Origin of the sequence: Pseudomonas sp. B16120 (assembly GCF_044218845.1) — a bacterium.
GTDB classification, from domain to species: Bacteria; Pseudomonadota; Gammaproteobacteria; order Pseudomonadales; family Pseudomonadaceae; genus Aquipseudomonas; species Aquipseudomonas paracarnis.
Map to the genome: position 1 here is coordinate 5,891,498 of NZ_CP162588.1, position 23,413 is coordinate 5,914,910.

The 23,413-nt window shown below is 62.7% G+C and carries 23 protein-coding genes; 6 read left to right on the forward strand and 17 right to left on the reverse strand.

All coding sequences use genetic code 11. The features are described from left to right. Positions 1-2: 2 nt before the first annotated feature. Entirely contained in the window at positions 3-620 is a 618-nt protein-coding gene (locus AB4P90_RS27580; RefSeq protein ID WP_020301905.1) for a hemolysin III family protein, read from the reverse strand. Between the two features lie 144 nt (positions 621-764). Between AB4P90_RS27580 and AB4P90_RS27585 the strand changes: the two genes are divergently transcribed. Continuing rightward, complete coding sequence (locus AB4P90_RS27585; protein ID WP_019817740.1) at positions 765-1,679, forward strand: LysR substrate-binding domain-containing protein; 915 nt, start codon at positions 765-767, stop codon at positions 1,677-1,679. A gap of 84 nt (positions 1,680-1,763) precedes the next feature. On the opposite strand, the gene madM is transcribed toward AB4P90_RS27585, so the two are convergent. The 10 genes from madM to AB4P90_RS27635 form a co-directional block, all read right to left on the reverse strand. After that, positions 1,764-2,528: a malonate transporter subunit MadM gene (gene madM / locus AB4P90_RS27590; RefSeq protein WP_003195023.1), complete on the reverse strand. Its 765-nt coding sequence runs from the start codon at positions 2,526-2,528 to the stop codon at positions 1,764-1,766. Positions 2,529-2,533: 5 nt separating this feature from the next. Next, a complete protein-coding gene (madL, locus tag AB4P90_RS27595; protein ID WP_019817741.1) occupies positions 2,534-2,926 on the reverse strand; it encodes a malonate transporter subunit MadL in 393 nt (130 codons plus the stop codon). Between the two features lie 67 nt (positions 2,927-2,993). Then, positions 2,994-3,893 (reverse strand): malonate decarboxylase subunit epsilon, encoded by a 900-nt coding sequence (gene mdcH / locus AB4P90_RS27600; protein WP_058410813.1) that lies wholly within the window; start codon positions 3,891-3,893, stop codon positions 2,994-2,996. Beyond that, the gene (locus AB4P90_RS27605) at positions 3,890-4,486 is read right to left on the reverse strand and encodes a malonate decarboxylase holo-ACP synthase (protein WP_168223889.1); all 597 of its coding nucleotides are present in this window, start codon (positions 4,484-4,486) and stop codon (positions 3,890-3,892) included. Before AB4P90_RS27605 ends, mdcH begins: the two co-directional genes overlap by 4 nt. Further along, entirely contained in the window at positions 4,480-5,250 is a 771-nt protein-coding gene (gene mdcE, locus AB4P90_RS27610) for a biotin-independent malonate decarboxylase subunit gamma (RefSeq protein WP_032902290.1), read from the reverse strand. Before mdcE ends, AB4P90_RS27605 begins: the two co-directional genes overlap by 7 nt. Next, positions 5,247-6,089, reverse strand: a complete 843-nt coding sequence (locus AB4P90_RS27615) for a biotin-independent malonate decarboxylase subunit beta (RefSeq protein ID WP_395605518.1) — start codon at positions 6,087-6,089, stop codon at positions 5,247-5,249. Before AB4P90_RS27615 ends, mdcE begins: the two co-directional genes overlap by 4 nt. Beyond that, positions 6,082-6,381, reverse strand: coding sequence for a malonate decarboxylase subunit delta (locus AB4P90_RS27620; RefSeq protein WP_014720312.1), 300 nt, complete (start codon positions 6,379-6,381; stop codon positions 6,082-6,084). The genes AB4P90_RS27615 and AB4P90_RS27620 overlap by 8 nt, the downstream gene beginning before the upstream one ends. Continuing rightward, positions 6,381-7,214, reverse strand: coding sequence for a triphosphoribosyl-dephospho-CoA synthase (locus tag AB4P90_RS27625; protein ID WP_395605519.1), 834 nt, complete (start codon positions 7,212-7,214; stop codon positions 6,381-6,383). Before AB4P90_RS27625 ends, AB4P90_RS27620 begins: the two co-directional genes overlap by 1 nt. Then, positions 7,215-8,885, reverse strand: a complete 1,671-nt coding sequence (gene mdcA, locus AB4P90_RS27630; protein WP_019817746.1) for a malonate decarboxylase subunit alpha — start codon at positions 8,883-8,885, stop codon at positions 7,215-7,217. It lies immediately after the preceding gene. A 245-nt stretch (positions 8,886-9,130) separates the two neighbouring features. Continuing rightward, positions 9,131-9,370, reverse strand: coding sequence for a DUF6124 family protein (locus tag AB4P90_RS27635; RefSeq protein WP_019817747.1), 240 nt, complete (start codon positions 9,368-9,370; stop codon positions 9,131-9,133). Between the two features lie 434 nt (positions 9,371-9,804). Here AB4P90_RS27635 and AB4P90_RS27640 point away from each other — a divergent pair, with 434 nt between their 5' ends. Continuing rightward, entirely contained in the window at positions 9,805-10,092 is a 288-nt protein-coding gene (locus AB4P90_RS27640) for a HigA family addiction module antitoxin (protein ID WP_005792245.1), read from the forward strand. Positions 10,093-10,228: 136 nt separating this feature from the next. Here the strand turns inward: AB4P90_RS27640 and AB4P90_RS27645 are convergent, their stop codons facing one another. The 6 genes from AB4P90_RS27645 to pilG form a co-directional block, all read right to left on the reverse strand. After that, positions 10,229-10,684, reverse strand: coding sequence for a chemotaxis protein CheW (locus AB4P90_RS27645; RefSeq protein WP_003195048.1), 456 nt, complete (start codon positions 10,682-10,684; stop codon positions 10,229-10,231). Continuing rightward, complete coding sequence (locus AB4P90_RS27650; RefSeq protein WP_395605520.1) at positions 10,677-16,496, reverse strand: Hpt domain-containing protein; 5,820 nt, start codon at positions 16,494-16,496, stop codon at positions 10,677-10,679. The genes AB4P90_RS27645 and AB4P90_RS27650 overlap by 8 nt, the downstream gene beginning before the upstream one ends. A gap of 175 nt (positions 16,497-16,671) precedes the next feature. After that, positions 16,672-18,723, reverse strand: a complete 2,052-nt coding sequence (locus AB4P90_RS27655) for a methyl-accepting chemotaxis protein (protein ID WP_014720318.1) — start codon at positions 18,721-18,723, stop codon at positions 16,672-16,674. Continuing rightward, positions 18,720-19,244: a chemotaxis protein CheW gene (locus AB4P90_RS27660; protein WP_020301917.1), complete on the reverse strand. Its 525-nt coding sequence runs from the start codon at positions 19,242-19,244 to the stop codon at positions 18,720-18,722. The genes AB4P90_RS27655 and AB4P90_RS27660 overlap by 4 nt, the downstream gene beginning before the upstream one ends. Before the next feature lie 11 nt (positions 19,245-19,255). After that, entirely contained in the window at positions 19,256-19,621 is a 366-nt protein-coding gene (pilH, locus tag AB4P90_RS27665; protein ID WP_014720320.1) for a twitching motility response regulator PilH, read from the reverse strand. Positions 19,622-19,667: 46 nt separating this feature from the next. Next, positions 19,668-20,075, reverse strand: a complete 408-nt coding sequence (gene pilG / locus AB4P90_RS27670) for a twitching motility response regulator PilG (RefSeq protein WP_014720321.1) — start codon at positions 20,073-20,075, stop codon at positions 19,668-19,670. Positions 20,076-20,314: 239 nt separating this feature from the next. On the opposite strand from pilG, the gene gshB reads away from it, so the two are divergent. The 4 genes from gshB to ruvX all read left to right on the forward strand — a co-directional run bounded on the left by gshB (position 20,315) and on the right by ruvX (position 23,355). After that, positions 20,315-21,268: a glutathione synthase gene (gshB, locus tag AB4P90_RS27675; RefSeq protein ID WP_020301918.1), complete on the forward strand. Its 954-nt coding sequence runs from the start codon at positions 20,315-20,317 to the stop codon at positions 21,266-21,268. Positions 21,269-21,345: 77 nt separating this feature from the next. Continuing rightward, on the forward strand, positions 21,346-22,251 hold the full coding sequence (locus AB4P90_RS27680) for an energy transducer TonB (RefSeq protein WP_014720322.1): 906 nt from the start codon (positions 21,346-21,348) through the stop codon (positions 22,249-22,251). Positions 22,252-22,348: 97 nt separating this feature from the next. Next, positions 22,349-22,918, forward strand: a complete 570-nt coding sequence (locus tag AB4P90_RS27685) for a YqgE/AlgH family protein (protein WP_019817750.1) — start codon at positions 22,349-22,351, stop codon at positions 22,916-22,918. After that, positions 22,918-23,355: a Holliday junction resolvase RuvX gene (ruvX, locus tag AB4P90_RS27690; protein WP_003195067.1), complete on the forward strand. Its 438-nt coding sequence runs from the start codon at positions 22,918-22,920 to the stop codon at positions 23,353-23,355. The genes AB4P90_RS27685 and ruvX overlap by 1 nt, the downstream gene beginning before the upstream one ends. The last annotated feature ends 58 nt before the right edge of the window (positions 23,356-23,413 follow it).

A 23,413-nucleotide genomic window follows, 5' to 3' on the forward strand; every position in this document is an offset into this window, starting at 1 on the left:
ATTCACAGCACGTAATGCATGATCGCCACAAAATGCAGGAGGCTGCCGCCAATCACAAACAAATGCCAGATGCCATGGGAATGACGCAGGCGATCCTCCAAGGCAAAAAAGATGATGCCCACGGTGTACAACACCCCACCCGCGGCCAACCAGATAAACCCTGCCGTGCCCAGCGCCGCGATCAGCGGCTTGACCGCCACCAGCACGATCCAGCCCATTACCGCGTAGATCACGATGGACAGAATCCGCGCCTCCGAGCGCGGCTTGATCTCTTGCAGGATGCCAATCACCGCCAGCCCCCACACGATCCCGAACAGCGTCCAGCCCCACGGCCCGCGCAGGCTTACCAGGCAGAACGGTGTGTAGCTGCCGGCGATCAACAGGTAGATCGAGAAGTGATCGACCTTCTGCATGATCTCTTTTCGCCGCCCCCGCACGCTGTGGTACACCGTCGACGCGCTGTACAGCACCATCAGGGTAAAGCCATAAATCGCCACGCTGACGATTTTCCAGGGACTGCCGTCCAGGCTTGCCACTACCAACATCCATACGGCGCCAATACACGCCGCGACTGCACCGAGCAAATGGCTCCAGGCGTTGAACCGTTCCCCGTGATACATCTATCGTTGACCTCCCCTCACCGTTGACGACTGTCGGCAAGCCTCCAGCCTTGCGTATCAGAGTGCAAGCGGCGTGTGACGTTCCAGCGACGAGGGCCGCGTTTGCAGGCACAATCGAGCGCAATCGAACAAGAGCCCAAGGCCATGCTGATCGACGAAGAATTCACCCTCAAGAAGCTGGAGATCTTCCTGGCGTTCATGCGCACCGGCAACCTGGCCCGCGCGGCCGCCGAGTTGCAAACCAGCAATGTCAGCGTGCACCGCGCCATTCACTCCCTGGAAAGTGCCCTGCGCTGCCCGCTGTTCAAACACGAGGGGCGCAACCTCACCCCGCTGGAAAGCGCCTACGTGCTCGAAGAGCGTGCGCAAAAACTGGTGGCCGACGTGGTCGACAGCGTGCGCCTGACCCGCGAAGCCGCCGGGTTCTCGGCCGAACGCTTCAAGCTCGGCTCGCTGTATTCGCTGACGGTCAAGACCGTGCCGCAGTTGATCATGGGTCTGAAAATCAGGCGCAGCGAACTCAATATCGACCTGATCCTGGGCTCCAACTTCGACCTGCTCTACAAGCTCAAGAACATGGAGGTCGATGCGATCCTCATCTCCCTGGACGATCACGCCACCGATTCGGATTGTGAGCAGATCGCGCTGTTCAGCGATGACATCTTCCTTGCCACGCCGGCCGACTCCCCCTTGGACCGCAATCAGGAAATCGACCTGGCCGATGTACGGGATGCCACCTTCATCACCCTCACCCAGGGCTTCGCCACCCATCAGGACGGCAACCGGGTGTTTAAACAGGCAGGGTTCGAACCGAAGGTGGCGATGCAGGTAAACGACATCTTCACCTTGCTGAGCATGGTCAGCTCGGGAGTGGGTTATGCACTGCTGCCGGGGCGAATTGCAGCGGTGTATGAGAACCGCGTGAAGCTGATACCGCTGCAACCCAGGTATCGGTTGCAGCAGCAGATCGGTGTGGTGTTTTTGAAAGCCAAGGAGCGCGACCCGAACCTGCTGGCGTTGTTGGCAGAGTGTCGGATGTATGCCAATCGCCAGGTTTGAGGCCGCCATCGCAGGCAAGCCAGCTCCCACAGGTGATCTCGGTCCCCTGTGGGAGCTGGCTTGCCTGCGATGAGGCCCGACCTGTCAGCCCACCAACCCACGCATCAGCAAAAACAACAACGACGGCCCCAACAAACACCCCAGCGCCGTATAGAACGCCGCCGTCAGACACCCATAAGGCACCAGCTTCGGATCAGTCGCCGCCAGGCCGCCCGCCACACCGCTGGAGGTGCCCATCAAGCCACCGAAGATCACCGCGCTGCGTGGGTTGTTCAGCCCGATCAGCGGCGCTACGAACGGCGTCATCACCATCACCAGAATGGCCTTGATCAACCCCGCGGCAATGGACAGCGCCATCACCTCGGAGCTGGCCCCAATCGCCGCACCGGTCACCGGGCCGACGATATAGGTCACGGCCCCGGCACCGATGGTGGTGAGGCTCACCGCATCGGTGTACCCGAACGCCATCGCCACCCCGACCCCGGCAACGAACGACGAGCCCACGCCGACAAACAGCGCCAGTACACCCACGTAGCCGGCGCGTTTGAGCTCATCGACACTCACGCCAAACGCCGTGGCGACAATGGCAAAGTCGCGCAGCATCGCACCGCCCAGCAGGCCGATGCCCGACAACAGTGGAATATCCACCACGCCCTTGGAACCACCGGTAAACGCACCGCCCACATACGACAGCGCCAACCCCAGTAGAATGGCAATGGCCGAACCATGCAGGCGGCCCTTGGTGAAGGTATCGGAGATCCAATAAGACACCCACATGGTCAGACCGATCACGGCGAAACCACTGATCAAGCCGTAGCCGGTGATCACTTTCATCATCGATTCGTACATGGCGATCACCCGGCTTCTTTGGTGGGAACAGGAGCAACCGGCTCGCGGTTACCGATACGCACCAGCACGGGCACCAGGGCAAAGCCGAGCACCACGGCGAGGGTCCCGGCCAGAATCGCCATAGGCCCACCGCTGATGGCGCCATACACGTTTTGCTGGGCAGCCATCGCCACCACAATCGGGATATACACCGCCGCCCAGAAACTCACGCCTTGCTCTGACTTGCCGGTAAACAGGCCGCGTTTGCTCAGGTAGCTGCCCAGGCCGATCAACAGCAGCATGGCAATACCCACCCCGCCGACGTTGGCCGGGATACCCAACAGCTTGCCCAGCAGTTCACCCACCAACAGCCCTGCCAACGTGCAGAACGCCAAAAAAGCCACACCGTAGATAATCATGGTTGTTGTCCTCAAAGTGCTCGTTCGAAATTGTTGTTTTTGTGCTTCGAAAGCCTTGGGTACTGCGTTATCGGTGGCGGCGCTCCTCCTCTTGCAGCAGGGCCTGCAAGGTGTCCAGGCGGGCGCCTTCGCAGGCGATCACCGTGCCTTGTTCAAAAACACGGCGTGACAGACCGGTGAGCACCGCGCCCGGAGGCAGTTCGATTTGCAGGCGCACACCGCGCTCGTAGGCGCTCTGCACCGTGCCGCGCCAATCGACAACGCGGCACATATTGAAGGCCAGGTCGTCACGCAGTTGTTCGGGGTTGTGGATAGGTCGCGCGCGGGTGCTGCTCAGGTAAGTGATGCGCGGCGCCTTGAGTGGGACGAAGGCTTGGAACAGAGCCTGGGCGGGTTGCTCCAGCAACGGGCAGTGAGACGGCACGCTGACCGCCAAGCGCTTGGCGACACCGTTGCCTTTGATGCGCTCGGCAACCCGCTTCATCCCCTCGTTGCTGCCGGCGATGACGGTCTGGTTATCGGCATTGATATTGGCCAGGTACACCGGCGTTTGCGCGTTGTGGATATCCGCCAGCAGCGCTTCGACGCTGGACAGATCAGGGCCGATCAGCGCGGTCATGCCATAGCCCTGTGGATAAGCCTGCTGCATCAACTCGCCACGCAGGCTGACCAGTTTTATCGCATCAGCAAAACCCAGGGAGCCGGCGATCACCGCAGCCGGGTAGGCGCCGATGGACAGGCCCGCCACATAATCCGGCGTGCACGCCAATTGCCGGGCATGGGCCACGCCGGCGATCAACAGGCACAGTTGCACAGCCCGCGTCGATTCCAGCGCCTGCGCCGAGTCGAGCAGACGAACGTCTTCACCCAGGGCATCACTGGCCTCTTGCAGAATGTCGGCCGGCAACCCCTGGAGCATGCCGCTGCGTTGGGCGCCCTGCCCCGGAAACACCAGAAGACTGCTCATGTCACGGTCTGCCAAGGGTCGAGCACAAGGTGCGCACCGCTGACGGTCTTGAGCAGTACACGGCGTGCGGGCCCGGCCCATTCGCGCAAGGCGACGGCGCCGAACGGGGTTTGCAGTTGCAGGTCGACGGCGCAGGGCGCGGTGTCCAGGATCGCCAACAACGCTTGCGCCTCGCTACGACCTAAAGGATTGGGCGTGCACAGAATCAAATCCAGGTCACTGCTGGCATGCAGCGCTTCAATGCCACTGGCCAATTCAAACCCGGCACTGCCGCTGACGCCCCAGTCTTGCTGCGCCAGCACCGGCCGCAGTTGATCGAGGGCCCGCAGCGCCGGTAAATCCCGTGGTGAGACCGCCGCTCGCAAAGCTTGCGGCGCCACCCGCCGTTGCACCGCCGCCACGGGCATCTGGGCGGCAAAACGCTGCTCACGCAAACGCCCACGCACACCGACCGCCACATGGCCCGGCTCGGCGATGGCACGCCGCACCACCACCGGATGCCCGGCACGGATCGCGTCCCGCACCCAGACCGGGGCTTCCGCAGGCAGATGCGCCAGGGTCATGCCCCAGAGCAAATCGTGGGCGTTCACCATTGCTCCCGCAACAGCTGGCGCACATGGCTGGAGGCGGCTCGGTTGGTGGCGCCGAGGCGTGAACTCAAGTCGGTACTGCCGATATCCTTGACCGCCTGCACCAGGCAATCGCTGACCCGCGCCACGTCATCCGCCGTGGGTTGTTCAATCTGGGTGACTGACAACGTCTCCCACAGCAATCCCAGGCTGGCATAGCTGTCGATGTCATAGGCCATCGGCGGCACGCTGGCGGCCAGGGTTTCCAATTCTTCGACGCTGCGCAAGGTCACCCGGGCGGCCGAGGCTTTGCCCATGGCATGCACCATCACGCCGGGGTCGCGCAGGGCAATCAGGCGATTGGCCTGGTAGCCGTGGGCGAGGAACGCGCCCGACATGGCCTTGCCCACCAGCAGGGCGATCACCGGGTGGCCGGCAAGCCGAGCGCGAGCGTAGCTGTCAGCCGCGGCGGCCAGGGCCTGATGAATGCCAAGGGCCTCTTCGCGACGGCCATAAGCTTGGCTGGGTACGTCGACGATAGCGATGATAGGACGCTTGTCACCCCGGGCGATGGCTTCGTCCACCGCCTTGGCCAAGCCCCAGCCTTCCAGCAGGCCGACTTCGCCATTGCGGGCGCGGGGGAAGCGGTTGTGCGGGTCGGGAACCACGGCGATATAGCGCACCGCCTGTTCACCCAATACTCCATCCGCCACTTTCAATGAGCCCGGCAAACCTTCCACCGGCGTTGCGTTGGCGCTCAACGCGTTGAACCACTGCAAGCCTCTCATGAGCGTTCTCCCTCATACAGCGCGCGAACAGTGGCCGGCTCGATTTGCGCGCTCGCGTCCAGTTCGGCCAGGCGTGCCAGGTAAAAATCAGCGCGCCAGCTGCGTGGTTGTGCGGGTATACCTTGCTGCAACAGTGTGCTGACGGTCTGCTGGATCTGCGCCACATCGTCCGCCACATAACGGTCGGCCAAGCCGCTGTTGAAGCGTTGCTCGCCACCGGTAAGGCTCCAGATAAAGGGGCGGTCGCGGGAGTCGTATTCCTCCAGGCCCGCCTCCTGCTCGATCACCTGGGGGCCATTCAAGCCCAGGCGTGCTTCGCGAGTGACCACCAGGTAGCTGCACAAGCCAGCCGCGATGGACATGCCCCCAAAGCAACCGACACTGCCGGCCACCACACCGATCACTGGCTGGTACTGGCGCAGGTCGACAATCGCCGCGTGAATGTCGGCAATGGCAGCCAGGCCCAGGTTGGCTTCCTGCAAGCGCACGCCGCCCGTTTCCAGCAGTAGCACCGCGCAGGTGGGGATGCCGTTGCGGTTGTCTTCGGCGGCCAGCTCCAAGGCGCCCGCGATTTTCGCACCGCCAACTTCACCCAGGCTGCCGCCCTGGAAATTACCTTCGATCGCGGCAATCACCACAGGCTTGGCGCCGATGCTGCCCTTGGCGATCACCACACCGTCATCGGCCTGGGACACCACGCCTTGGCGGCTGAGCCACGGCGACATGACCCGCTGGAACGGGTCGATCAACTCGCGGAAGGTGCCTGCATCCAACAGCGCCTTGGCGCGCTGGCGGGCACCGAGTTCCACAAAGCTGTGTTTAGCGAGTAGGTCAGTCATGGCCGATCTCCTCGAAACCTTGCTCCAGGCGCAAGCGCACCACACCGGGTGTGGCACCGAAGTCGTGGATATCAATGTTCAGGGCCGGTGGCGTCTGCTCCTGGAAGATGCGTTCGAACAGGTGCTGCCAGCGTTGCTGCGCGCCATTGACCGAGGTTTGCACCTGGATGGTCAAGGTGCCGGGCGTGCCCGGCTCCAGCAGCACTTCCAGGTCGCCCGAGCCGACGCAACCCACCAGCGCACGGCCTTTGGGAGGCTGCCCGGCGGGGAATTCAAAGGACAAGGTTTCCATCACAACGCTCCGTCGAGGCGGTCGATAAACAGGCAGGCGGCCAACAGGTCGGCGGCGCCACCGGGGGAGGCATTCAAGGCCAGCAGTTGCAGGTCCAGCTCATGCAGTTGGCGGCGTCCGGCCAGGGTTGCGCTGCCACCGGCGTCGAGCACGGCCTGGGCGCCCTGTTGCATGGTGGCCAGGCCTTCGGTACCGGCGCGGTAGAGCACGCAGGTGTCTGCCAGGTCCGTCATGATCGCCAGCAAAGCATCCAGGCGGGCGTTCTGCTCACCGGCGTTTTCGCGGCGGCTCTTGTGCAGTTGCGGCAGGCCGCGTTGAATCACCGAAGGGAAGCCGAGCTGGGCTTCTTCACGGGCACCGCGTGCGCCGTAGCGCTGCGCAACCTGGGCCCCATGGCTCATGGGCTGCGGGGCGAAGCGGTCGTTGAGCAGGGCCAGCTTGGCGGCGGTCAGGGTTATGGTGCGGGGCTCCAGGGCCACCGCAGCGGTGAGCAACCCCAGCGCCCAGATCGCACCGCGATGGGTGTTCACGCCCTGGGTAGTGGCGAGCATGGCCTGCTCGCCTTCCCGGCCAATACGCCCGAGCGCCTCGCGCAGGGGCAGGCCGACTTCGCCGATGTCGAGCGCGGCCTCGGCCATTTCCTTGAACATCGGCCACAGCGACAGCGCCGAGGCGTGCATCAGCCCCAGGTGCAAATCGCTGTGGGCGCCGTTGCCGCGCCGGTCTACCAGAGCGGGTTTGGGCGACAAATCCGCTTCGTCGATCAGCGCATCCACGGCCATATCCGCCAGGCGATCGGCCAGGCTCAGTTCATGCTGTTTGAGCGCGCGCATTTACCAGCTCCTGAATTTGGCGGGCGGGTTGTAGAGGCCACCAGACCAGTCCACCAGGTCGGCCACGCTCTTGGCGGCCAACAACTCGCGGGTGGCGTCGGTGCGGCGAATACCCAAATCTTCGGGCAAGGCAATCAAGCCTTCGCGGCGCATACGCGCAGTGTCCTTGGGGTTGTGGCGCATACCGATGGCGGTCACCCCGGCGACGGCGGCGATCATTGCCTGGCGTTCTTCCAGGGAGCGCGCCTTGTACAGGTAGGCGATGCCTTCTTCGGTGAGCAAGTGGGTGACGTCGTCGCCGTAGATCATGATGGGCGCCAGGGGCATGCCGCTTTTGCGGGCCACTTCCACTGCGTCCAAGGTGTCGACAAAGGTCGGTTTGCCGCCTTCCTGGAAGGTCTCGACCATTTGCACCACGAGTTTTTTGCCGCGTTCAAGCAAGGCCTCAGGCGCATCGTCGTGGCGCATATCCAGCCAGGCCGGTGTGCCATGACGGCGGCCCCGTGGGTCGTGGCCCATGTTTGGCGCGCCACCGAAACCGGCGAGGCGGCCACGGGTCACGGTGCTGGAATGCCCGTCGCCATCCACTTGCAGGGTGGCGCCGATAAACAGGTCCACGGCGTATTGGCCGGCGAGTTGGCAGAACATGCGGTTGGAGCGCATGGAGCCATCGCGGCCGGTGAAGAACACATCCGGGCGTGCGGCAATGTAGTTTTCCATGCCCAGTTCGGTGCCGAAGCAATGCACACTCTCCACCCAACCGCTTTCAATCGCCGGGATCAATGTGGGGTGCGGGTTGAGTGTCCAGTTGCGGCAGATCTTGCCTTTCAGACCCAGGGATTCGCCGTAGGTGGGCAGGATCAATTCGATGGCAGCAGTGTTGAAGCCGATGCCATGGTTGAGCGACTGCACATTGTGTTTTTCGTAGATGCCACGGATCGCCATCATCGCCATCAACACATGCACCGGCTTGATATGGCGCGGGTCGCGGGTGAACAGCGGCTCGATGTAGAACGGCTTGTCGGCCACCACCACGAAATCCACCCAACTGGCGGGAATGTCGACGCGAGGCAAGTCGGTAACGTCGTCCACCAACTGGTTGACCTGCACGATGACGATGCCATCGCTGAAGGCAGCGGGTTCGATCAGCGCCGGGGTGTCTTCGGTGCTGGCGCCGGTGTAGATATTGCCGGCGCGGTCAGCCATGAAGCCGGCAGAAAGCACCACGTTGGGGATCAGGTCCACCACCAGCCGGGCGTAAAGTTCGATGTAGGTGTGGATCGCGCCGATTTCCAGCAGGCCGTCTTCCAGCAACTGGCTGATGCGCAGGGATTGGGTGCCGGCGAAGGAGAAATCGAGCTTGCGAGCGATGCCCTTTTCAAACAGGTCCAAGTGCTCGGAACGCCCGACGCTGGGCATGATCATGTGCAAATCGTGGAGCTTGGCCGGGTCGGCCTTGGCCAGGGAGCGCGAAAGGAAGTCGGCCTGCTTCTGGTTGTTGCCCTCCAGCACCACGCGGTCGCCGGGAAGGATCAAGGCTTCAAGGGCCTCGACGATCTTGTCACTGGGCAACACCGCCCCGTCTGCATACTGTTTGACCAGCCCGAGCCGCCGCTGCTTCTCGTCGCGCCGCCGCGTCCAGCGCGAGTCGGGGGTGATGGTTGTTGTCATGGTCGCTCCACGGGGGGTTGCTGTCGTGGGGCTAACCTTAGGAGTGAAGCGCAAAGGCATCAATCAAGCTGGAGGACGAACCGTTACGCCTGGAGTAACGAAGATCAAACTGTGGGAGCTGGCTTGCCTGCGATAGCTGTAGGTCAGCTACTGAGATGTTGACTGACAGGCCGCTATCGCAGGCAAGCCAGCTCCCACATGGTTCGGTGGTGTTGGTTAGATAGCGGTCCCTGATTGGGGCCGTTTCAAGAAGCTGGGGACGGGCTGACTTGCTCCAATGCGCTATCGATCAGCAACTGCCCCAACTCGGCCATTTGCTGGATCCCCAGCATGATGGCGCGCTGGGAAGTGTCCAGGTCGAAGGCCAGGTTGCAGGTGAGCGCATTGAGCGAGGACAGGGTTTCGCTGGCATTGACCAGCAGGGTTTCGTTGTCTTGGTGGGGGTTTACGGTGAAAAGGGGTGGATTGGGCGTAGGTTTGACCATGACTTACAGCTCCGATATGTGATGGAGCTACCCTCTTCCGCTTGCACGCGACTCAAGGTGGCAGCTGTACGCAGGTGTGCAAGACCGGGCATATCGGACCCCGGCAGACTCCGAAGAATCTCCCACGCACAGCCGCCATAACGAGTACAGCAGGCATAAAAAACGCCCGTTGAATGGCTATGGGCGTTGGTGCGCCGACATGTAACCGGACCTGCACGTCCGTGTCAGCGTTTTTTGCGATGACGGGACGAAGACTAGGCGTGCGGACCTCTCACCACTAGTTCATGCACGGCCCAAAATCTTGCAGGAAAAATCCGAAGCCTTTTATGTCGAAGGGCATGCAGGAAGTTTCATACAGCGTTTTGGGGTTGTTGCTTGGAACTGGTCCTTCTAGCCTTCACGGTTGAATGCCCATAGTCGAAGGACGCACCAACATGCCGATGCACAACCCACCTCACCCAGGTGAAATTTTACTTGAGGACGTTATCCCAGCCTTGGGTATCACCATTACCGAGATGGCGCGACGCCTTGGTTTCGCCCGTGAGACTTTTTCAAGGATCCTGCATGGCCACGCCCCGGTCAGCCCGGACCTTGCCGTTCGGTTGGAACGGGCTGGCGTGAGTAAAGCCCAGTTATGGTTGTCGATGCAAAGTGCCTACGACTTATGGCAGGCCGAGCATCGGGAGCAGCCAGTGATTGAACGGTTTGCGCGGATTGATTGAAACCTGGAAATGAGCGCAGCTCAGTGTGGGAGCTGGCTTGCCTGCGATGGCGGTGGGTCAGTGCTTGATGCAGTGACAGAAACACCGCTATCGCAGGCAAGCCAGCTCCCACAGTAGATCTTCATAGGGCTCAGGATCAGGCCAGGCCGGACTCTACCAGCAGCGCTTCAAGCCCCATCAAGTCCGGCACCTTCGCCACCTGCTCGCCCACTTGCACCGCCGCCAGTTCCAGCGGGCACAGGGGCACGTCCACGTAGCTCAATTCGCTATCGAGCTTGTACGAACGGGGAATACCCTGGATCACTAGAGCAATGAACTTCAAGGTCGGCCGCCCGCCCAGTGCATTCAACACCACGATGCGTGAGCGTTCGCCCGTCATGCTGGCTTCGCCGCAGGCCGCTTCAAAGCTGATCAGCGGAATCTGTCGATCGCGCCACGTGACCTGCCGCAGGTACCACGGCGGCGCGTCACTGGCCGGTTCGCCGCGCTGAAAGTCGATCAGTTCGGCGACGGCAACGTTGGGCAACACCAGGTGGCGGTCGGCCAGGGGCAGTAGCAGGCCGGTGAGTTGGCTGGTGCGGTGTTCAAGCATGGGACTTGCTCCAATAGGCGATGCTCTCCAGCAGCACCGACTCTTGGTACGGCTTGCCGAGGTAGTCGTTGACGCCAATGGCCATGGCGCGGTCGCGGTGTTTCTGGCCGGTGCGTGAGGTGATCATGATGATCGGCAAGCGCATCAGGCGTGGGTCGTTACGTATCTGAATGGCCACTTCGAAGCCGTCCATGCGCGGCATTTCGATGTCGAGCAGCATCAGGTCCGGGGTGTGTTCTTCCAGGATGGCGAGGGCGTCGATACCGTCCTTGGCGGTGAGCACGTTCATGCCGTTGCGCTCCAGCAGGCGGCTGGTGACTTTGCGCACGGTGACCGAGTCGTCCACCACCAGCACCAGCAGCGGGCGTTTTTTCAGTGGGTCGTTGAGGATCAGCGGCGCATCCACCGCCTGGGCCGGCAAGGCCGGTTGCCGAGCGCGGATGTGCGCCAGCAGGTCGATGATCAGCACCACATGGCCGTCGCCCAGGATGGTCGCGCCGGTCACGCCCTGCACCCCGGAGAATTGCGGCCCCAAGCCCTTGACCACGATCTCGCGGGTACCGGCCATGGCATCCACGTGCACCGCCACGCGGCGTTCATTGCAATGCACCAGCAGCACCGGCACAGGCTGGTACTGGCCCAGCAGTTTCGGGCGGCTGGCGGTGTGCAGCAGGTCGCCGAGGTAGAACAACTCGTAGCGCTGGCCGCCATATTCATAGTGCGCCGGGTCTTGCTGGTAGTGCCCCGCCAACTCGTGGGGCAGCACGCGCACCAGGCCTTCGATGGTGTTGAGGGGGATCGCGTATTGGTCGTCCGCGCAGTGCACCATCAGCGCACGATTGACCGACACGGTAAACGGCAGGCGAATGCGAAAATGCACGCCCATGCCCGGCGTCGAGTCGATCACCATGGAGCCGCCGAGCTGGCGCACTTCTTCATGCACCACGTCCATGCCCACGCCGCGCCCGGAAATCTGGGTGATTTTTTCGGCGGTGGAAAAGCCCGGCTGCAGGATGAACTGCAACACGTCACGGTCGCTGATCTCTTGATGGGGCGCGAGCAGGCCGCGCTTGATCGCCTTGCGTCGCACCGCTTCGAGGGGCACGCCGGCGCCGTCGTCGCGCATGTCGAAGACGATGTCGCCGCCTTCGTGGGTCAGATCCAGGGTGATGCGGCCCTTCTCCGGTTTGCCCGCCGCCAGCCGCACTTCGCGCGACTCCAGGCCGTGGTCGACGGCGTTGCGCAGCATATGCTCCAAGGGTGCCGCCATGCGCTCCAGCACATTGCGGTCCATCTCGCCTTCGGCATTGCCGACGATAAACTCCACGTCCTTGCCCAACTCGCCCGCCACTTGCCGCACGATGCGCTTGAGGCGTGGCAACATGCGCTCGAAAGGCACCATGCGCGTGCGCATCAGGCCTTCCTGCAACTCGGTGTTGATACGCGCCTGTTGCTGCAGCAGGTTGTGGGCATCCTGGTTGCGGCGCTCAAGGGTGTCCTTGAGGTCGAGCAGGTCGGAGGCAGATTCGGACAGCGCACGGGCCAGCTGTTGCAGCTGCGAATGGCGGTCCATTTCCAGCGGATCGAACTCTTCGTAGCCCAGGCGTTCGGCCTCGGCTTGCTGGCGGCTCAGGAGGCGGCCCTGGGTTTCGCTGTCGAGCCGGCGCAGCTGGTCGCGCATGCGCTCGATGGTGGTTTCCATCTCACTCAAGGCAATGCGCGCATCCTTGACTTGCTGCTCGATCCGCCCACGGAAGATCGAGGTTTCGCCGGCGAGGTTGACCAGGTCATCGAGCAAGTCGGCAGAGATTTTCACCATGTCGGCAGCCGGATCGGTGACCGCTTCGGCCTTGCCAGCCGGCAGCGCCACCGGTGTGACCGGCTCATCACTGGGGTGCACCAGGCTCTTGATGCGCTCGATGAGTTTATCCACCGAACCCACCGGCAGACCCTCGGCCACGGCGTCGATCATCTGCGCCAGGCGGTCATGGCAGCCTTGCAGCAGTGCGAACAACTCAGGGGTCGGCGCGAGCAAACCGGCGGACAGCCCTTCGTAAAGAAATTCCAGCTCATGGGCCAGATCGCCGATTGGCCCGATCTCGACCATGCGCGCACCGCCCTTGAGGGTGTGCAGGTCCCGCAGCAGGGTTTCCACTTCCTGGCGATTGCCCGGCTCGCCCTGCCAGCGCACTAACGCGCTGCCTGAGCTGTCGAGGATATCGGTGGCTTCTTCGAGGAAGATATCCAGCAATTCCGGGTCGGCACCCGAGGCGGCTGCCACCGCAGCCGGCGCTGCCGGGCTGCTGGCCTGGCGCAACTCCCGCAACCTTTCGACCAGCTCGGCGCCGTCACTCAAGGGTTGCTGCTGTTGCAGTTCGTCCAACTGTTGGGCCAAGCGTTCGTGGCTGGCCATCAGTGCCTGGGACAGCTCCACGGAATAACTGTAGCGGCGATCCACCAGCCCCTCATAAACGCATTCGAGCTCATGGGCCAAGTCGCCCACCGGGTCGATTTCGGCCATGCGTGCGCCGCCCTTGAGGGTGTGCAGGTCCCGCTGCAACGAGGACAAGGGCGCGGCGTTTTCGGGTTCCAGCAACCAGCGCTTGAGCGACTGCCCGGCGCTGTCGAGGATGTCTACGGCCTCTTCAAGAAAGATCTCGACTATCTCGTCGTCCATCGCGGTGGCGTGATCCAACTGCGCAGTAGCCGCGCCCAACTCGGAGATACTCAGGGCGCGGCTGCCGTCGCTTTTGATCAGGCCCGTGGCGGACGGGTCCAAGGCTTCGTCCAGCAACTCGCGCAACGCCTGCAGCCGTGCGGGCGCGGGGCTGATTTCCTGGCCGGCGGCCAACTGGTCGAGCATGTTGATCAGCGCGTCGTGGGCCTGTTCAGCCTCGTGGAAGAACCGGGCGCTGACCGCCAGGCTGCTTTCTTCTACCGCGCCATACAGGTCGAGCAAGGCCTCGCACAACGCGTCGATAGGGTGCAGGTCGGCAAGGTGAGCGCCCTCGCCCAACGTAGTCAGCTCGTCCAGCAATGCCGTGAGCTCCTGACGGTCGCCGGGGTGCTGCTGCCAGCGGCGCAGCAGGCTTTCGGCGTCGAGCAGGATGTCCATGCCCTGGGCCAGGAAGTTGGTGATCAAGTGCGGGTCACGCTTGACGCGCAGGCCGGTCGTGGGCGCGTCGAGCAAGGCGGCAAGTTGATGCTCCAGCAGGTGTTGGGTGCGGCTGATCACGCTGGCCGCACCGTGGATCGGTGCCAGGGGATTGTTGTCCAGGTCACGCACCCCGCGCTGGAACAGCCCCTGTGCCTCAAGCAACAACGCCACTTCGTCCTTGTCCAGCGGCAGGCGGTGGGCCTTGTACTCACGGGTGAGGTGATCCAGCGGGCGCGCCAGCTCGGCGATGGGCAACACGCCAGCCATGTAGGCGCTGCCCTTGAGGGTGTGCAAGGCGCGTTGCAGTTCATCGCTGACCTGCAGCGGCACCTGCTCGGCGGCCTGTTGCAGGAAGTGGCCGAGGCTGTCCAGATGGCCCTGGGCTTCGTTGCGGAAGATCTCCAGCAGCATTGGGTCATGGGGCTCGGTGGTCGACGTTGCAGCGCCACTGGCCAGGGCATGGGCACGGGCGGCCAAGGCGTCGGCTTCATCGCGCTGGCGTTGATCGTCGCTGGCAAAATCGGCGATCAGCTCCGGCAGCAGGGCCACGGTCTCATCCAACACCTGCTGCACCTCAGGGCCAAGGACTAAGCTGCGTTCCAGCACGCGATTGAGCAGGTTCTCCACGGCCCAGGCCAGCTCGGCCAGCACCAGGGCGCGCACCATGCGGCCGCTACCGTTGAGGGTATGGAAGGCGCGGCGCATTTCGCCCTGGGCGGCTTTGTCCGCGCTGTCGGGCAGGTAGCGATGCAACACGTCGAGGACTTCATCGGTTTCTTCAAGGAAGACTTCGCGCAATTCATCGTCAATCGGTTCTTCGCCGGCCGGCGGCGGCAACAGGCTGCCTGGACGCTGCAAGGCCGGAGGGTTGAGACGTGATGCAGGGCTGGCCAAGGCATCGAATTGGGATTGGTTTGATACGGCCTCGGAGGACAGTGCCCCCTCGGGCGCGACCAGGGCCTGACGCCAGGGTTTTTCCACCGGCAGGTAGCCCAATGTATTCAAGCCCTGGGTGGCCAACTCCAGCACTTTTTCCCCTGCCGCGTCAGGGTCTTGAAGCATGCGTTCGAGGTAGTACTCCAGGCTACTGACCACCTCGGCAAAATGCGCCAGTTGTGTCGCCGAAGGGGCGGCTTCATTGACCATCAACTGCTCATCGACGTAGTCGGTGCAACCGCGCATCAGGCTCGCCGCACGCGGCAAGGGAATCATCGCCAGGGCACCACGTACCTGGCTCAGCAGCTCGGGCAAGGACTCCAGGCGCTGACGATCCCAATCAGCCTCAATGCAGTCGATCACCAGTTCCTTGGCTTGGCGCAGGCACTGGCACGACTCACGAATCACCAACTGATGGATCTGGGTCAGGTCGGTGGTGGGCAAGCGGCTGTCTTCACGGCTTTGCGGTTCGACGGTGCCGATCATCCCGGCCAACGTCGCTTCGACATACAACAACGCGCCGGCCACATCCATCAACACCGCGTCATTGGGTTCGCGCTGCCCCTGGACCAGGCTCAACACCACAGCGAGTTGGTCGATGATCACTTTGCGCGGCTGGCCGAAACCCAGTACCGCAAGGGTATCGGCGATCTGCCGCAGCGGCGCCAGCAAGGGGTCGAGGTCCTGGGTGTGCTGGCGATCACTGCGCACGAACAGATCCAGGCGCTCCTTGACCCGCACCAGCTCCTCACACAACGCGCCGAGCACCGAGCCCATGGCATTGCGATCCGGCCCGGCCAGCCGTGCACGTTCAGCGTCGACCACGGCGCTGTCGGGCAAGGCTTCGTCCAAGCCGTAGCGTTCCTTCAGGCTTTGCATGCGCGGCGTCGGCCGGGTGACTTTGGCGACGTAGAACAGCAGGCTCTTGAGCAAGTCGTCCGGCGCCGGCTGGTTGATGCCATTGATGCCTTGAACCAGCAAGCGCTTGAGTTGCTTGTCGCTGGCCTTGAGCAGGCTGCGCAGCGCCGGGCTGTTGGCGACCACGCCGGTGAGCATGCCTTCGACCAGCGCCGAGGTGACCTGCCACAACGGCAGCAGCGGCGCACCCTGGCACAGCGCTTCAAGGCGTGCGAACACCCGCGCCATGTCTTCCAGGTTGCTGGGGCCGTGGTCTTCACGCAGCAACCCGGCGAGGGCTTGTTGCAGCAGGTGGCGCCATTGGCGCAACTGCTCATGCAGATCCGGCGTGGCCCGTTGGGCCAGGGCTTGCTCAGGCAACGGCTCGATCGACAGCAGTTGCGGGCTGAACAGGCTGGTTTCCGATAGCAGGCTTTCACCACGGGCGCTGCGCAGGTCGTTGAGCAGCGGCAGCACCACCAGTGGCAGGTCGCGGCGGGCACTGTGCACGCGGTCGAGGTACAGCGGCAATTGGCCGAGGGCTTGTTGCAGCAGGCGGATACTTTCATCGCGCTGGCCGACGTGCCCGGCCTGGAGCGCAAGGGCCAGTTCTTCGATCTCTTCGGCCAGCAGCGCCGCGCCGTAGAACTCGACCATTTGCAGCGCGCCATGCACCTGGTGGATACCGGCCAGGCATTGGTTGAGGGCGTCGTCGTCAAGGGTTTCAACGTACGCGTCCAGCGCCGACCGGGCCTGTTTCAGGGTTTCGGCAATATCGCCCTTGACCCATTCGAGGGCCACGTAGTCGTGCCGATCAACCATAACTGCTCCGCTTAGAATTCATGAGTTGCTGGTATCTCACAAACAATGGAGATCCGATGTGGGAGCTGGCTTGCCTGCGATAGCGGTGGGTCAGCACTATATCTGTATCTGACAGACCGCTATCGCAGGCAAGCCAGCTCCCACAGTTGGACTGTGGTGTTCTTCAGGTCGTATTTCAATCATCGACCTGCTTGGGCGGCGGCAAGGTGAAACCCGATACTGACCTGCGCAACTGGCTGGCCATCTTCGCCAGGTTACCAATGCTTTCGGCGGTGGCGGTGGAACCCGACGACGTCTGGGTGGTGATCTGCTGGATCACGTTCATGGTCAGGGAAATCTGCCCCGCCGATGAGGTCTGTTGCTGCGCCGCGTTGGAAATACTCTGGATCAGCGCCGCCAGGGTTTTGGACACGCCTTCGATCTCTTCCAGCGCCACCCCGGCGTCCTGGGCCAGGCGCGCGCCGCGCACCACTTCCGTGGTGGTCTGTTCCATGGAGATCACCGCTTCGTTGGTGTCGGCCTGGATGGTGCGCACCAGGGTTTCGATCTGCCGGGTGGCCGCCGAGGAGCGTTCGGCCAACCGTTGCACTTCATCGGCCACCACCGCAAAACCGCGCCCGGCGTCACCGGCCATGCTGGCCTGGATCGCGGCATTGAGGGCGAGGATATTGGTCTGGTCGGCGATATCGTCGATCAGGCTGATGATGTCGCCAATTTCCTGGGACGACTCGCCCAAACGCTTGATGCGCTTGGCGGTGTCCTGGATCTGCTCGCGAATGTTGTCCATGCCGTGGATGGTGTTGTGCACCACCTCGTTGCCTTTGTTGGCGATCTCTACCGAACGTTCAGCTACCGCCGAGGATTCGGCCGCGTTGGCCGATACCTGGTCAATGGACTGCGCCATCTGGTTGATCGCCGTGGACGCTTCGGCAATCTGCTGGGCCTGATGCTCCGATGCCTGGGCCAGGTGCATGGCGGTGGCCTGGGTGTCCTGCACCGCACCGGCGACCTGCCCGGCAGTGAGGTTGATGGTGGCGACCAGGTCGCGCAGTTGGTCCACGGAATAGTTGATGGAGTCTGCGATGGTGCCAGTGAAGTCTTCGGTGACCGAGGCGGTGACGGTAAGGTCGCCGTCGGCCAGGTCTTCGATTTCATCCAGCAGGCGCATGATCGCGTTCTGGTTGCGCTCGTTCTTCTGCGCGGTTTCATGCAGTTGGCGGTTGGTCTCGCGCACCATGACCAGGCCGATCAGGATGATCGAGGCCAGCGCCAGCAAGCCCAGCACGTAACCACCGATGGTGTCGAAGCTGCGCCCGCTGGCGAGGTTTTCAAAACCCGTGGCCAGGTGCGAGGCTTCATCGAGCAAGGTTTGCGACAGGTTGAAAATATTGCTCGCCGAGGCGCGCACCTGGAACAACTGTGGCGAGGTCTCGAGAATTTCATCCACGGAGCCGGAGACAAATTCGAACAGCTCGGCGATGTCCGCCAGCCGCGCACGGGCGTCCGGGTCTTCGACCTGGGTGATACGCAGGCCCGGGTTGCCGTTGAGCATGCCATTGAGCACCACGCCAAAACGGTTGGCATCGCGGCCAAAGGCATCGGCGGCCTGCACGGCGGTTTCATCCCCCGCCAGCACCGTGTTGACCGCCCCCAGGATACGTTCGGCCAGCAGCGACTGGCGTTGGGCCAAGGCAACTTGGCTGGCCGGGGCGCCGCGTTGCAGCAGGATATCCACGACCTTTTCCGACTCGATCTGCAGTTGCGGCACGGTTTCGGCCAGGGTCGCCGCCACCTGGTGCAACGACAATACGGTCTGCTCGCTGGCCAGGATGGCGTCGGTGTTTTTGAGCAGCGCCTCCCAGTCGGTCTGCACCGCCCGCATTTCGGCGCGCACCGCACTGGGCGCCGCCGGCAAGCCAGTTTGCGGGTCACCTTTTTTCAGGTAACCCCAGCGCTGGGCAAAATCGTTGCGCGCATCGCCCAGCAGCTTGAACGCCGCCGCTTTCCCGGCAGCGGCCTCGGTGGCGTTCTTGGCGATGCGCTGGGACAGCACGCGCAGCTCACCGGCGTGGCCGATGTACTGTTTATCGTAGGTGGACTGGGTGTTGAGGTACGCGAAGTTGGCGAACAGCAACATGATGAACACGATCAAGGCGATAAACAGCACGATGATCTGCGAACGGCTGCGCGAAGCGGCCTGAGGTTTGGGCGTGGTAGCGGTACTCATGCGGCAACATCCATGAAGCCAGGGGCCTGGGCCAGGGCGAAGGGGCTGAAGACTTGCCATTGCGGCTCGCCGTCGAACTGGCCCTGGATAAACGGGGCGCTCGAGGCGGTGCTCGCCACCCAGGCGTCCAATGGGAAATGCTGCATGCCTACCACCTCGTCTACCAGCAGCCCGACAAACAGGTCGTTGAACTCCACCACCAGCACCCGCCGTTGCTTGCGCGCCCTGGACAACTCAAGGCCCAGGAAACCGCCCAGGTCCATCACCGGCAGCAAGCGCCCGCGCAGGTTGGCCACGCCCTTGACCCAGGGTTTGACCCCCGGCATCAAGGTGCAGCGCGGCTCATGCAACACCTCCGCGACTTCGCCCATGGGCGCCACGTAGGCGTTTGGCCCGACGCGGAAGGCGATGCCGCTCCAGCGTTGCAGGCGCGTTTCCTGGGACGGCAGGTCCGCGGCCAGCAAGCGGCAGCGGCGGTCGATGTCCAGCAACAGCTCAAAGGCGGTTTGCGACTCGGTCATGATCGCAAGCCTTAGCCGGCCAGCACCTTGTTCAGGGTGGCAATCAGGGTCTCTTCATCCACAGGCTTGGTCAGGTAATCCTTGGCGCCCTGGCGTGCGCCCCAGATCTTGTCGGTTTCCTGGTCCTTGGTGGTGATGATGATAATCGGGATACCGTTGGTTTCTGGCTCCTTGGACAACTGGCGCGTGGCCTGGAAGCCGTTGAGGCCGGGCATCACGATATCCATCAACACCGCGTCGGGCTTTTCCTGGCGGGCCAGGGCCACGCCGTCCGCGCCGTTTTCGGCCTTGAGCACCTGGTGGCCATGCTTTTCCAGCATGCCGGTGAGTTTGTACATTTCAGTCGGCGAATCGTCGACGATCAGAACACGTGCCATGGTTTTCCCCGCTACATTGGTCGGCGCCGGCCCTCGTGAGGCGGCGTCAGTGTGCTTGTTCTACTGCGGCGAACCCAGGCACATAGGCCTTGATCGCCCCCAGCAGTTCTTCCTTGCTGAAAGGCTTGGTCAAAAATTGATCGACACCCACGATGCGCCCCTTGGCCTTGTCGAACAGGCCGTCCTTGGAGGACAGCATGATCACCGGGATCGACTTGAACGCCGGGTTGTTCTTCACCAGGGCGCAGGTCTGGTAGCCATCCAGGCGCGGCATCATGATGTCGACAAAGATAATGTGCGGGTGATGATCGACAATACGAGCCAGGGCGTCGAAACCGTCGATCGCCGTGATGACCTCGCACCCCATGTTCTTCAACAGCGTCTCGGCGGTGCGGCGGATCGTTTTCGAATCGTCGATCACCATCACCTTCAAGGCGTTGGAATGCTGTTCCATATCTGCTCTACCATCGCCACAGCGAATCGGTTTTCGGTGTGTACTGCCTGATGTTGCACAGGATGAACGCCGCAAGCCTTGGAATTCAAGGGCTGCTGCGCCGTGCCAGCCTTTTTAGCACAGTCTCCAAGCGCAATCTATCGAGGCACCCACCCAGTGGTTTTTCCTTGACCCACAACAGCCGCAGCGCCACTCTGACGCCACTTTTATGCGCCCCAATTTGCTAGAGGAAATCCCCCATGAGCGTTCGCGTCGGCATTGTCATGGACCCTATCGCCAGCATTTCCTATAAAAAGGACAGTTCGCTGGCCATGCTCCTGGCCGCCCAGGCCCGCGGCTGGACCTTGTTCTATATGGAGCAGCGCGACCTTTACCAGGGTGAAGGCGAGGCCCGCGCACGCATGCGCCCGCTGCAGGTGTTCGCCAACCCCGAGAAGTGGTTCGAGCTTTCTGACGAAATCGACAGCCCCCTTAGCGACCTCGACGTGATCCTGATGCGCAAGGATCCGCCGTTCGACATGGAATTTGTGTACTCCACCTACCTGCTGGAGCAAGCCGAACGGGCCGGCGTGTTGATCGTCAACAAGCCGCAAAGCCTGCGTGACTGCAATGAAAAGCTGTTCGCCACCCTGTTCCCGCAGTGCACACCACCGACCGTGGTCAGCCGCCGCGCCGATGTACTGCGTGAATTCGCCGCCAAGCATGGCGACGTGATCCTCAAGCCGCTGGACGGCATGGGCGGCACCTCGATCTTCCGTCACCGCGCCGGCGACCCGAACCTGTCGGTGATCCTCGAAACCCTGACCGCCCTGGGCACCCAGCAGATCATGGGCCAGGCCTACCTGCCGGCGATCAAGGACGGTGACAAGCGCATCCTGATGATCGACGGCGAGCCGGTGGATTACTGCCTGGCGCGCATCCCGGCAGCCGGCGAGACCCGTGGCAACCTGGCCGCCGGTGGTCGCGGTGAAGCGCGGCCGTTGTCGGACAAGGACCGCTGGATCGCCGCTCAAGTCGGTCCGACCCTGCGGGAAAAAGGCCTGCTGTTTGTCGGACTGGACGTAATTGGTGAGAACCTCACTGAAATCAACGTCACCAGCCCGACCTGTATTCGCGAGATCGACAATGCATTTGGTACGAACATCGGCGAAATGCTGATGGCCGCCATTGAGCGCAAGCTAAAAGCCAAGTGACATAGAACAGCCGGACACATACCAACATTGCGTTATCATGCGCCACCTGTGAAACGCGCGATGTTGGTTTTCTTGTCATGACACTCCCGTCCGATCTGCCCCCCGAATTCACCCATAGCGGCGTGCGCCCGGCTGATCGTCTCGGTTTTACCCTGTTTCTCGCTGCGCTGATTCACCTCGCCCTGCTCCTGGGCGTGGGGTTCACCCTGGTGGAACCCAAGCAGATCACCAAGACCCTGGAAATCACACTTGCTACGTTCAAGAGCGAAAAGAAGCCCGAAAAGGCTGACTTTCTCGCCCAGGAAAACCAGCAAGGCAGCGGCACCCTCGACAAGAAAGCCGTGCCCAAGACCACCGAAGTGGCGCCCTTCCACGACAACCAGGTCAAGAAGGTCACCCCACCGCCGGCGCCAAAGCCCGAGGTCAAGCAGGCCACGCCCAAGGCTGCGGTAGCCACCGTCGCGCCCAAGCCGCAAAAAGCCCCGACCCAGCGCGAAAAGGCCAAGACCGAACCCAAGCCCGAGCCAGTGAAACCTGCGCCGACGTTCGACAGTTCGACGCTGTCCGACGAAATTTCCAGCCTCGAAGCCGAACTGGCCCATGAACAACAGCTGTATGCCAAGCGCCCGCGCATCTACCGCCTGAACGCGGCCTCGACCATGCGCGACAAAGGCGCCTGGTATAAGGACGAGTGGCGCAAGAAGGTCGAACGCATCGGCAACCTCAACTACCCGGACGAGGCACGGCGCCAGCAGATTTATGGCAACTTGCGCTTGCTGGTGTCGATCAACCGTGACGGCTCGCTGTATGAAGTGCAGGTGCTGGAGTCCTCCGGCCAGCCGCTGCTGGACCAGGCCGCGCAACGCATCGTGCGCCTGGCCGCGCCCTTTGCGCCGTTCAGCGGCGACTTGAACGACGTGGACCGCCTGGAAATCATCCGCACCTGGCGGTTCGCCAAGGGCGACCGGTTGTCCAGCAACTGATCGCACAGATCGTTCCCACGCTCCGCGTGGGAACGATCAGCGACCAGGCTCGCGCCCGCACTTGTCAGTTCGTCCCTCCAACGCCACACTAGCGGACATGAAAAACGTCAGCCCGACTTACCTCAAGCACCAATTCCTGATCGCCATGCCCCATATGGCCGACCCGAACTTTGCGCAGACCTTGACCTACATCGTCGAGCACACGGCCAATGGTGCCATGGGGTTGGTGGTCAACCGCCCGCAGGAGCTGAACCTGGCCGATATCCTTGAGCAACTGCGCCCGGAAATCGACCCGCCAGCGCGCTGCCAGGGCGTACCGATCTACTTCGGCGGGCCGGTGCAGACCGATCGCGGTTTTGTACTGCACCCCACCGGGCCGACGTTCCAGGCCACGGTAGACCTTGATGGGGTGTCACTGTCCACATCCCAGGATGTGCTGTTCGCCATCGCCGACGGCATCGGCCCCGAGCAGAGTGTGATCACCCTGGGCTACGCCGGTTGGGAAGCCGGGCAACTGGAGGCCGAACTGGCCAGCAATGCCTGGCTGACCTGCCCGTTCGACGCTGATATTTTGTTCAACACCGCCAGCGAATTGCGCCTGGAAGCGGCAGCAGCCAAGCTGCGGGTCAACCTCAGCCTGCTGACCAGCCAGGCGGGGCACGCCTGATGGCTTTGCGTCTGATCCTCGGTTTTGACTACGGCACCAAACAGATCGGCGTAGCGGTTGGCCAGGTCATCACCGGCCAGGCCCGCGAGCTGTGCACCCTCAAGGCCCAGAATGGCGTGCCGGACTGGAACCAGGTCGAAGCCCTGATTAAAGAGTGGAAGCCTGACGCGGTGGTGGTCGGCCTGCCCCTGAACATGGATGGCACCCCCAGTGACATGTGCCTGCGCGCCGAGAAGTTCGCGCGCCGCCTCAATGGCCGCTACAACCTGCCGTTCTATACCCACGACGAACGCCTCACCACCTTCGAAGCCAAGGGAGAGCGCCGCGACCGTGGCGGGCAAAAGGGCAGTTACCGCGACAACCCGGTAGACGCTATCGCCGCGGCCTTGCTGTTGCAGGGCTGGCTGGATGAAAACACCGCTTTATTTGAATCCTGACCCGCCGCGATCCTGTAGGAGCGGGCTTGCCCGCGAAGAACGTTAACGATACCGCGAG

What these genes read in the sequence shown, in the direction of transcription:
- AB4P90_RS27615 (WP_395605518.1), bottom strand. Translation starts at nt 6,089, where the DNA reads ATGACTGACCTACTCGCTAAACACAGCTTTGTGGAACTCGGTGCCCGC.
- mdcH (WP_058410813.1), bottom strand. Translation starts at nt 3,893, where the DNA reads ATGAGCAGTCTTCTGGTGTTTCCGGGGCAGGGCGCCCAACGCAGCGGC.
- AB4P90_RS27660 (WP_020301917.1), bottom strand. Translation starts at nt 19,244, where the DNA reads ATGACCGAGTCGCAAACCGCCTTTGAGCTGTTGCTGGACATCGACCGC.
- AB4P90_RS27645 (WP_003195048.1), bottom strand. Translation starts at nt 10,684, where the DNA reads ATGCTTGAACACCGCACCAGCCAACTCACCGGCCTGCTACTGCCCCTG.
- AB4P90_RS27655 (WP_014720318.1), bottom strand. Translation starts at nt 18,723, where the DNA reads ATGAGTACCGCTACCACGCCCAAACCTCAGGCCGCTTCGCGCAGCCGT.
- mdcA (WP_019817746.1), bottom strand. Translation starts at nt 8,885, where the DNA reads ATGACAACAACCATCACCCCCGACTCGCGCTGGACGCGGCGGCGCGAC.
- AB4P90_RS27650 (WP_395605520.1), bottom strand. Translation starts at nt 16,496, where the DNA reads ATGGTTGATCGGCACGACTACGTGGCCCTCGAATGGGTCAAGGGCGAT.
- mdcE (WP_032902290.1), bottom strand. Translation starts at nt 5,250, where the DNA reads ATGAGAGGCTTGCAGTGGTTCAACGCGTTGAGCGCCAACGCAACGCCG.
- pilH (WP_014720320.1), bottom strand. Translation starts at nt 19,621, where the DNA reads ATGGCACGTGTTCTGATCGTCGACGATTCGCCGACTGAAATGTACAAA.
- AB4P90_RS27625 (WP_395605519.1), bottom strand. Translation starts at nt 7,214, where the DNA reads ATGCGCGCGCTCAAACAGCATGAACTGAGCCTGGCCGATCGCCTGGCG.
- AB4P90_RS27685 (WP_019817750.1), top strand. Translation starts at nt 22,349, where the DNA reads ATGAAAAACGTCAGCCCGACTTACCTCAAGCACCAATTCCTGATCGCC.
- gshB (WP_020301918.1), top strand. Translation starts at nt 20,315, where the DNA reads ATGAGCGTTCGCGTCGGCATTGTCATGGACCCTATCGCCAGCATTTCC.
- madL (WP_019817741.1), bottom strand. Translation starts at nt 2,926, where the DNA reads ATGATTATCTACGGTGTGGCTTTTTTGGCGTTCTGCACGTTGGCAGGG.
- AB4P90_RS27620 (WP_014720312.1), bottom strand. Translation starts at nt 6,381, where the DNA reads ATGGAAACCTTGTCCTTTGAATTCCCCGCCGGGCAGCCTCCCAAAGGC.
- AB4P90_RS27605 (WP_168223889.1), bottom strand. Translation starts at nt 4,486, where the DNA reads ATGGTGAACGCCCACGATTTGCTCTGGGGCATGACCCTGGCGCATCTG.
- madM (WP_003195023.1), bottom strand. Translation starts at nt 2,528, where the DNA reads ATGTACGAATCGATGATGAAAGTGATCACCGGCTACGGCTTGATCAGT.
- AB4P90_RS27580 (WP_020301905.1), bottom strand. Translation starts at nt 620, where the DNA reads ATGTATCACGGGGAACGGTTCAACGCCTGGAGCCATTTGCTCGGTGCA.
- ruvX (WP_003195067.1), top strand. Translation starts at nt 22,918, where the DNA reads ATGGCTTTGCGTCTGATCCTCGGTTTTGACTACGGCACCAAACAGATC.
- pilG (WP_014720321.1), bottom strand. Translation starts at nt 20,075, where the DNA reads ATGGAACAGCATTCCAACGCCTTGAAGGTGATGGTGATCGACGATTCG.
- AB4P90_RS27680 (WP_014720322.1), top strand. Translation starts at nt 21,346, where the DNA reads ATGACACTCCCGTCCGATCTGCCCCCCGAATTCACCCATAGCGGCGTG.
- AB4P90_RS27635 (WP_019817747.1), bottom strand. Translation starts at nt 9,370, where the DNA reads ATGGTCAAACCTACGCCCAATCCACCCCTTTTCACCGTAAACCCCCAC.
- AB4P90_RS27585 (WP_019817740.1), top strand. Translation starts at nt 765, where the DNA reads ATGCTGATCGACGAAGAATTCACCCTCAAGAAGCTGGAGATCTTCCTG.
- AB4P90_RS27640 (WP_005792245.1), top strand. Translation starts at nt 9,805, where the DNA reads ATGCCGATGCACAACCCACCTCACCCAGGTGAAATTTTACTTGAGGAC.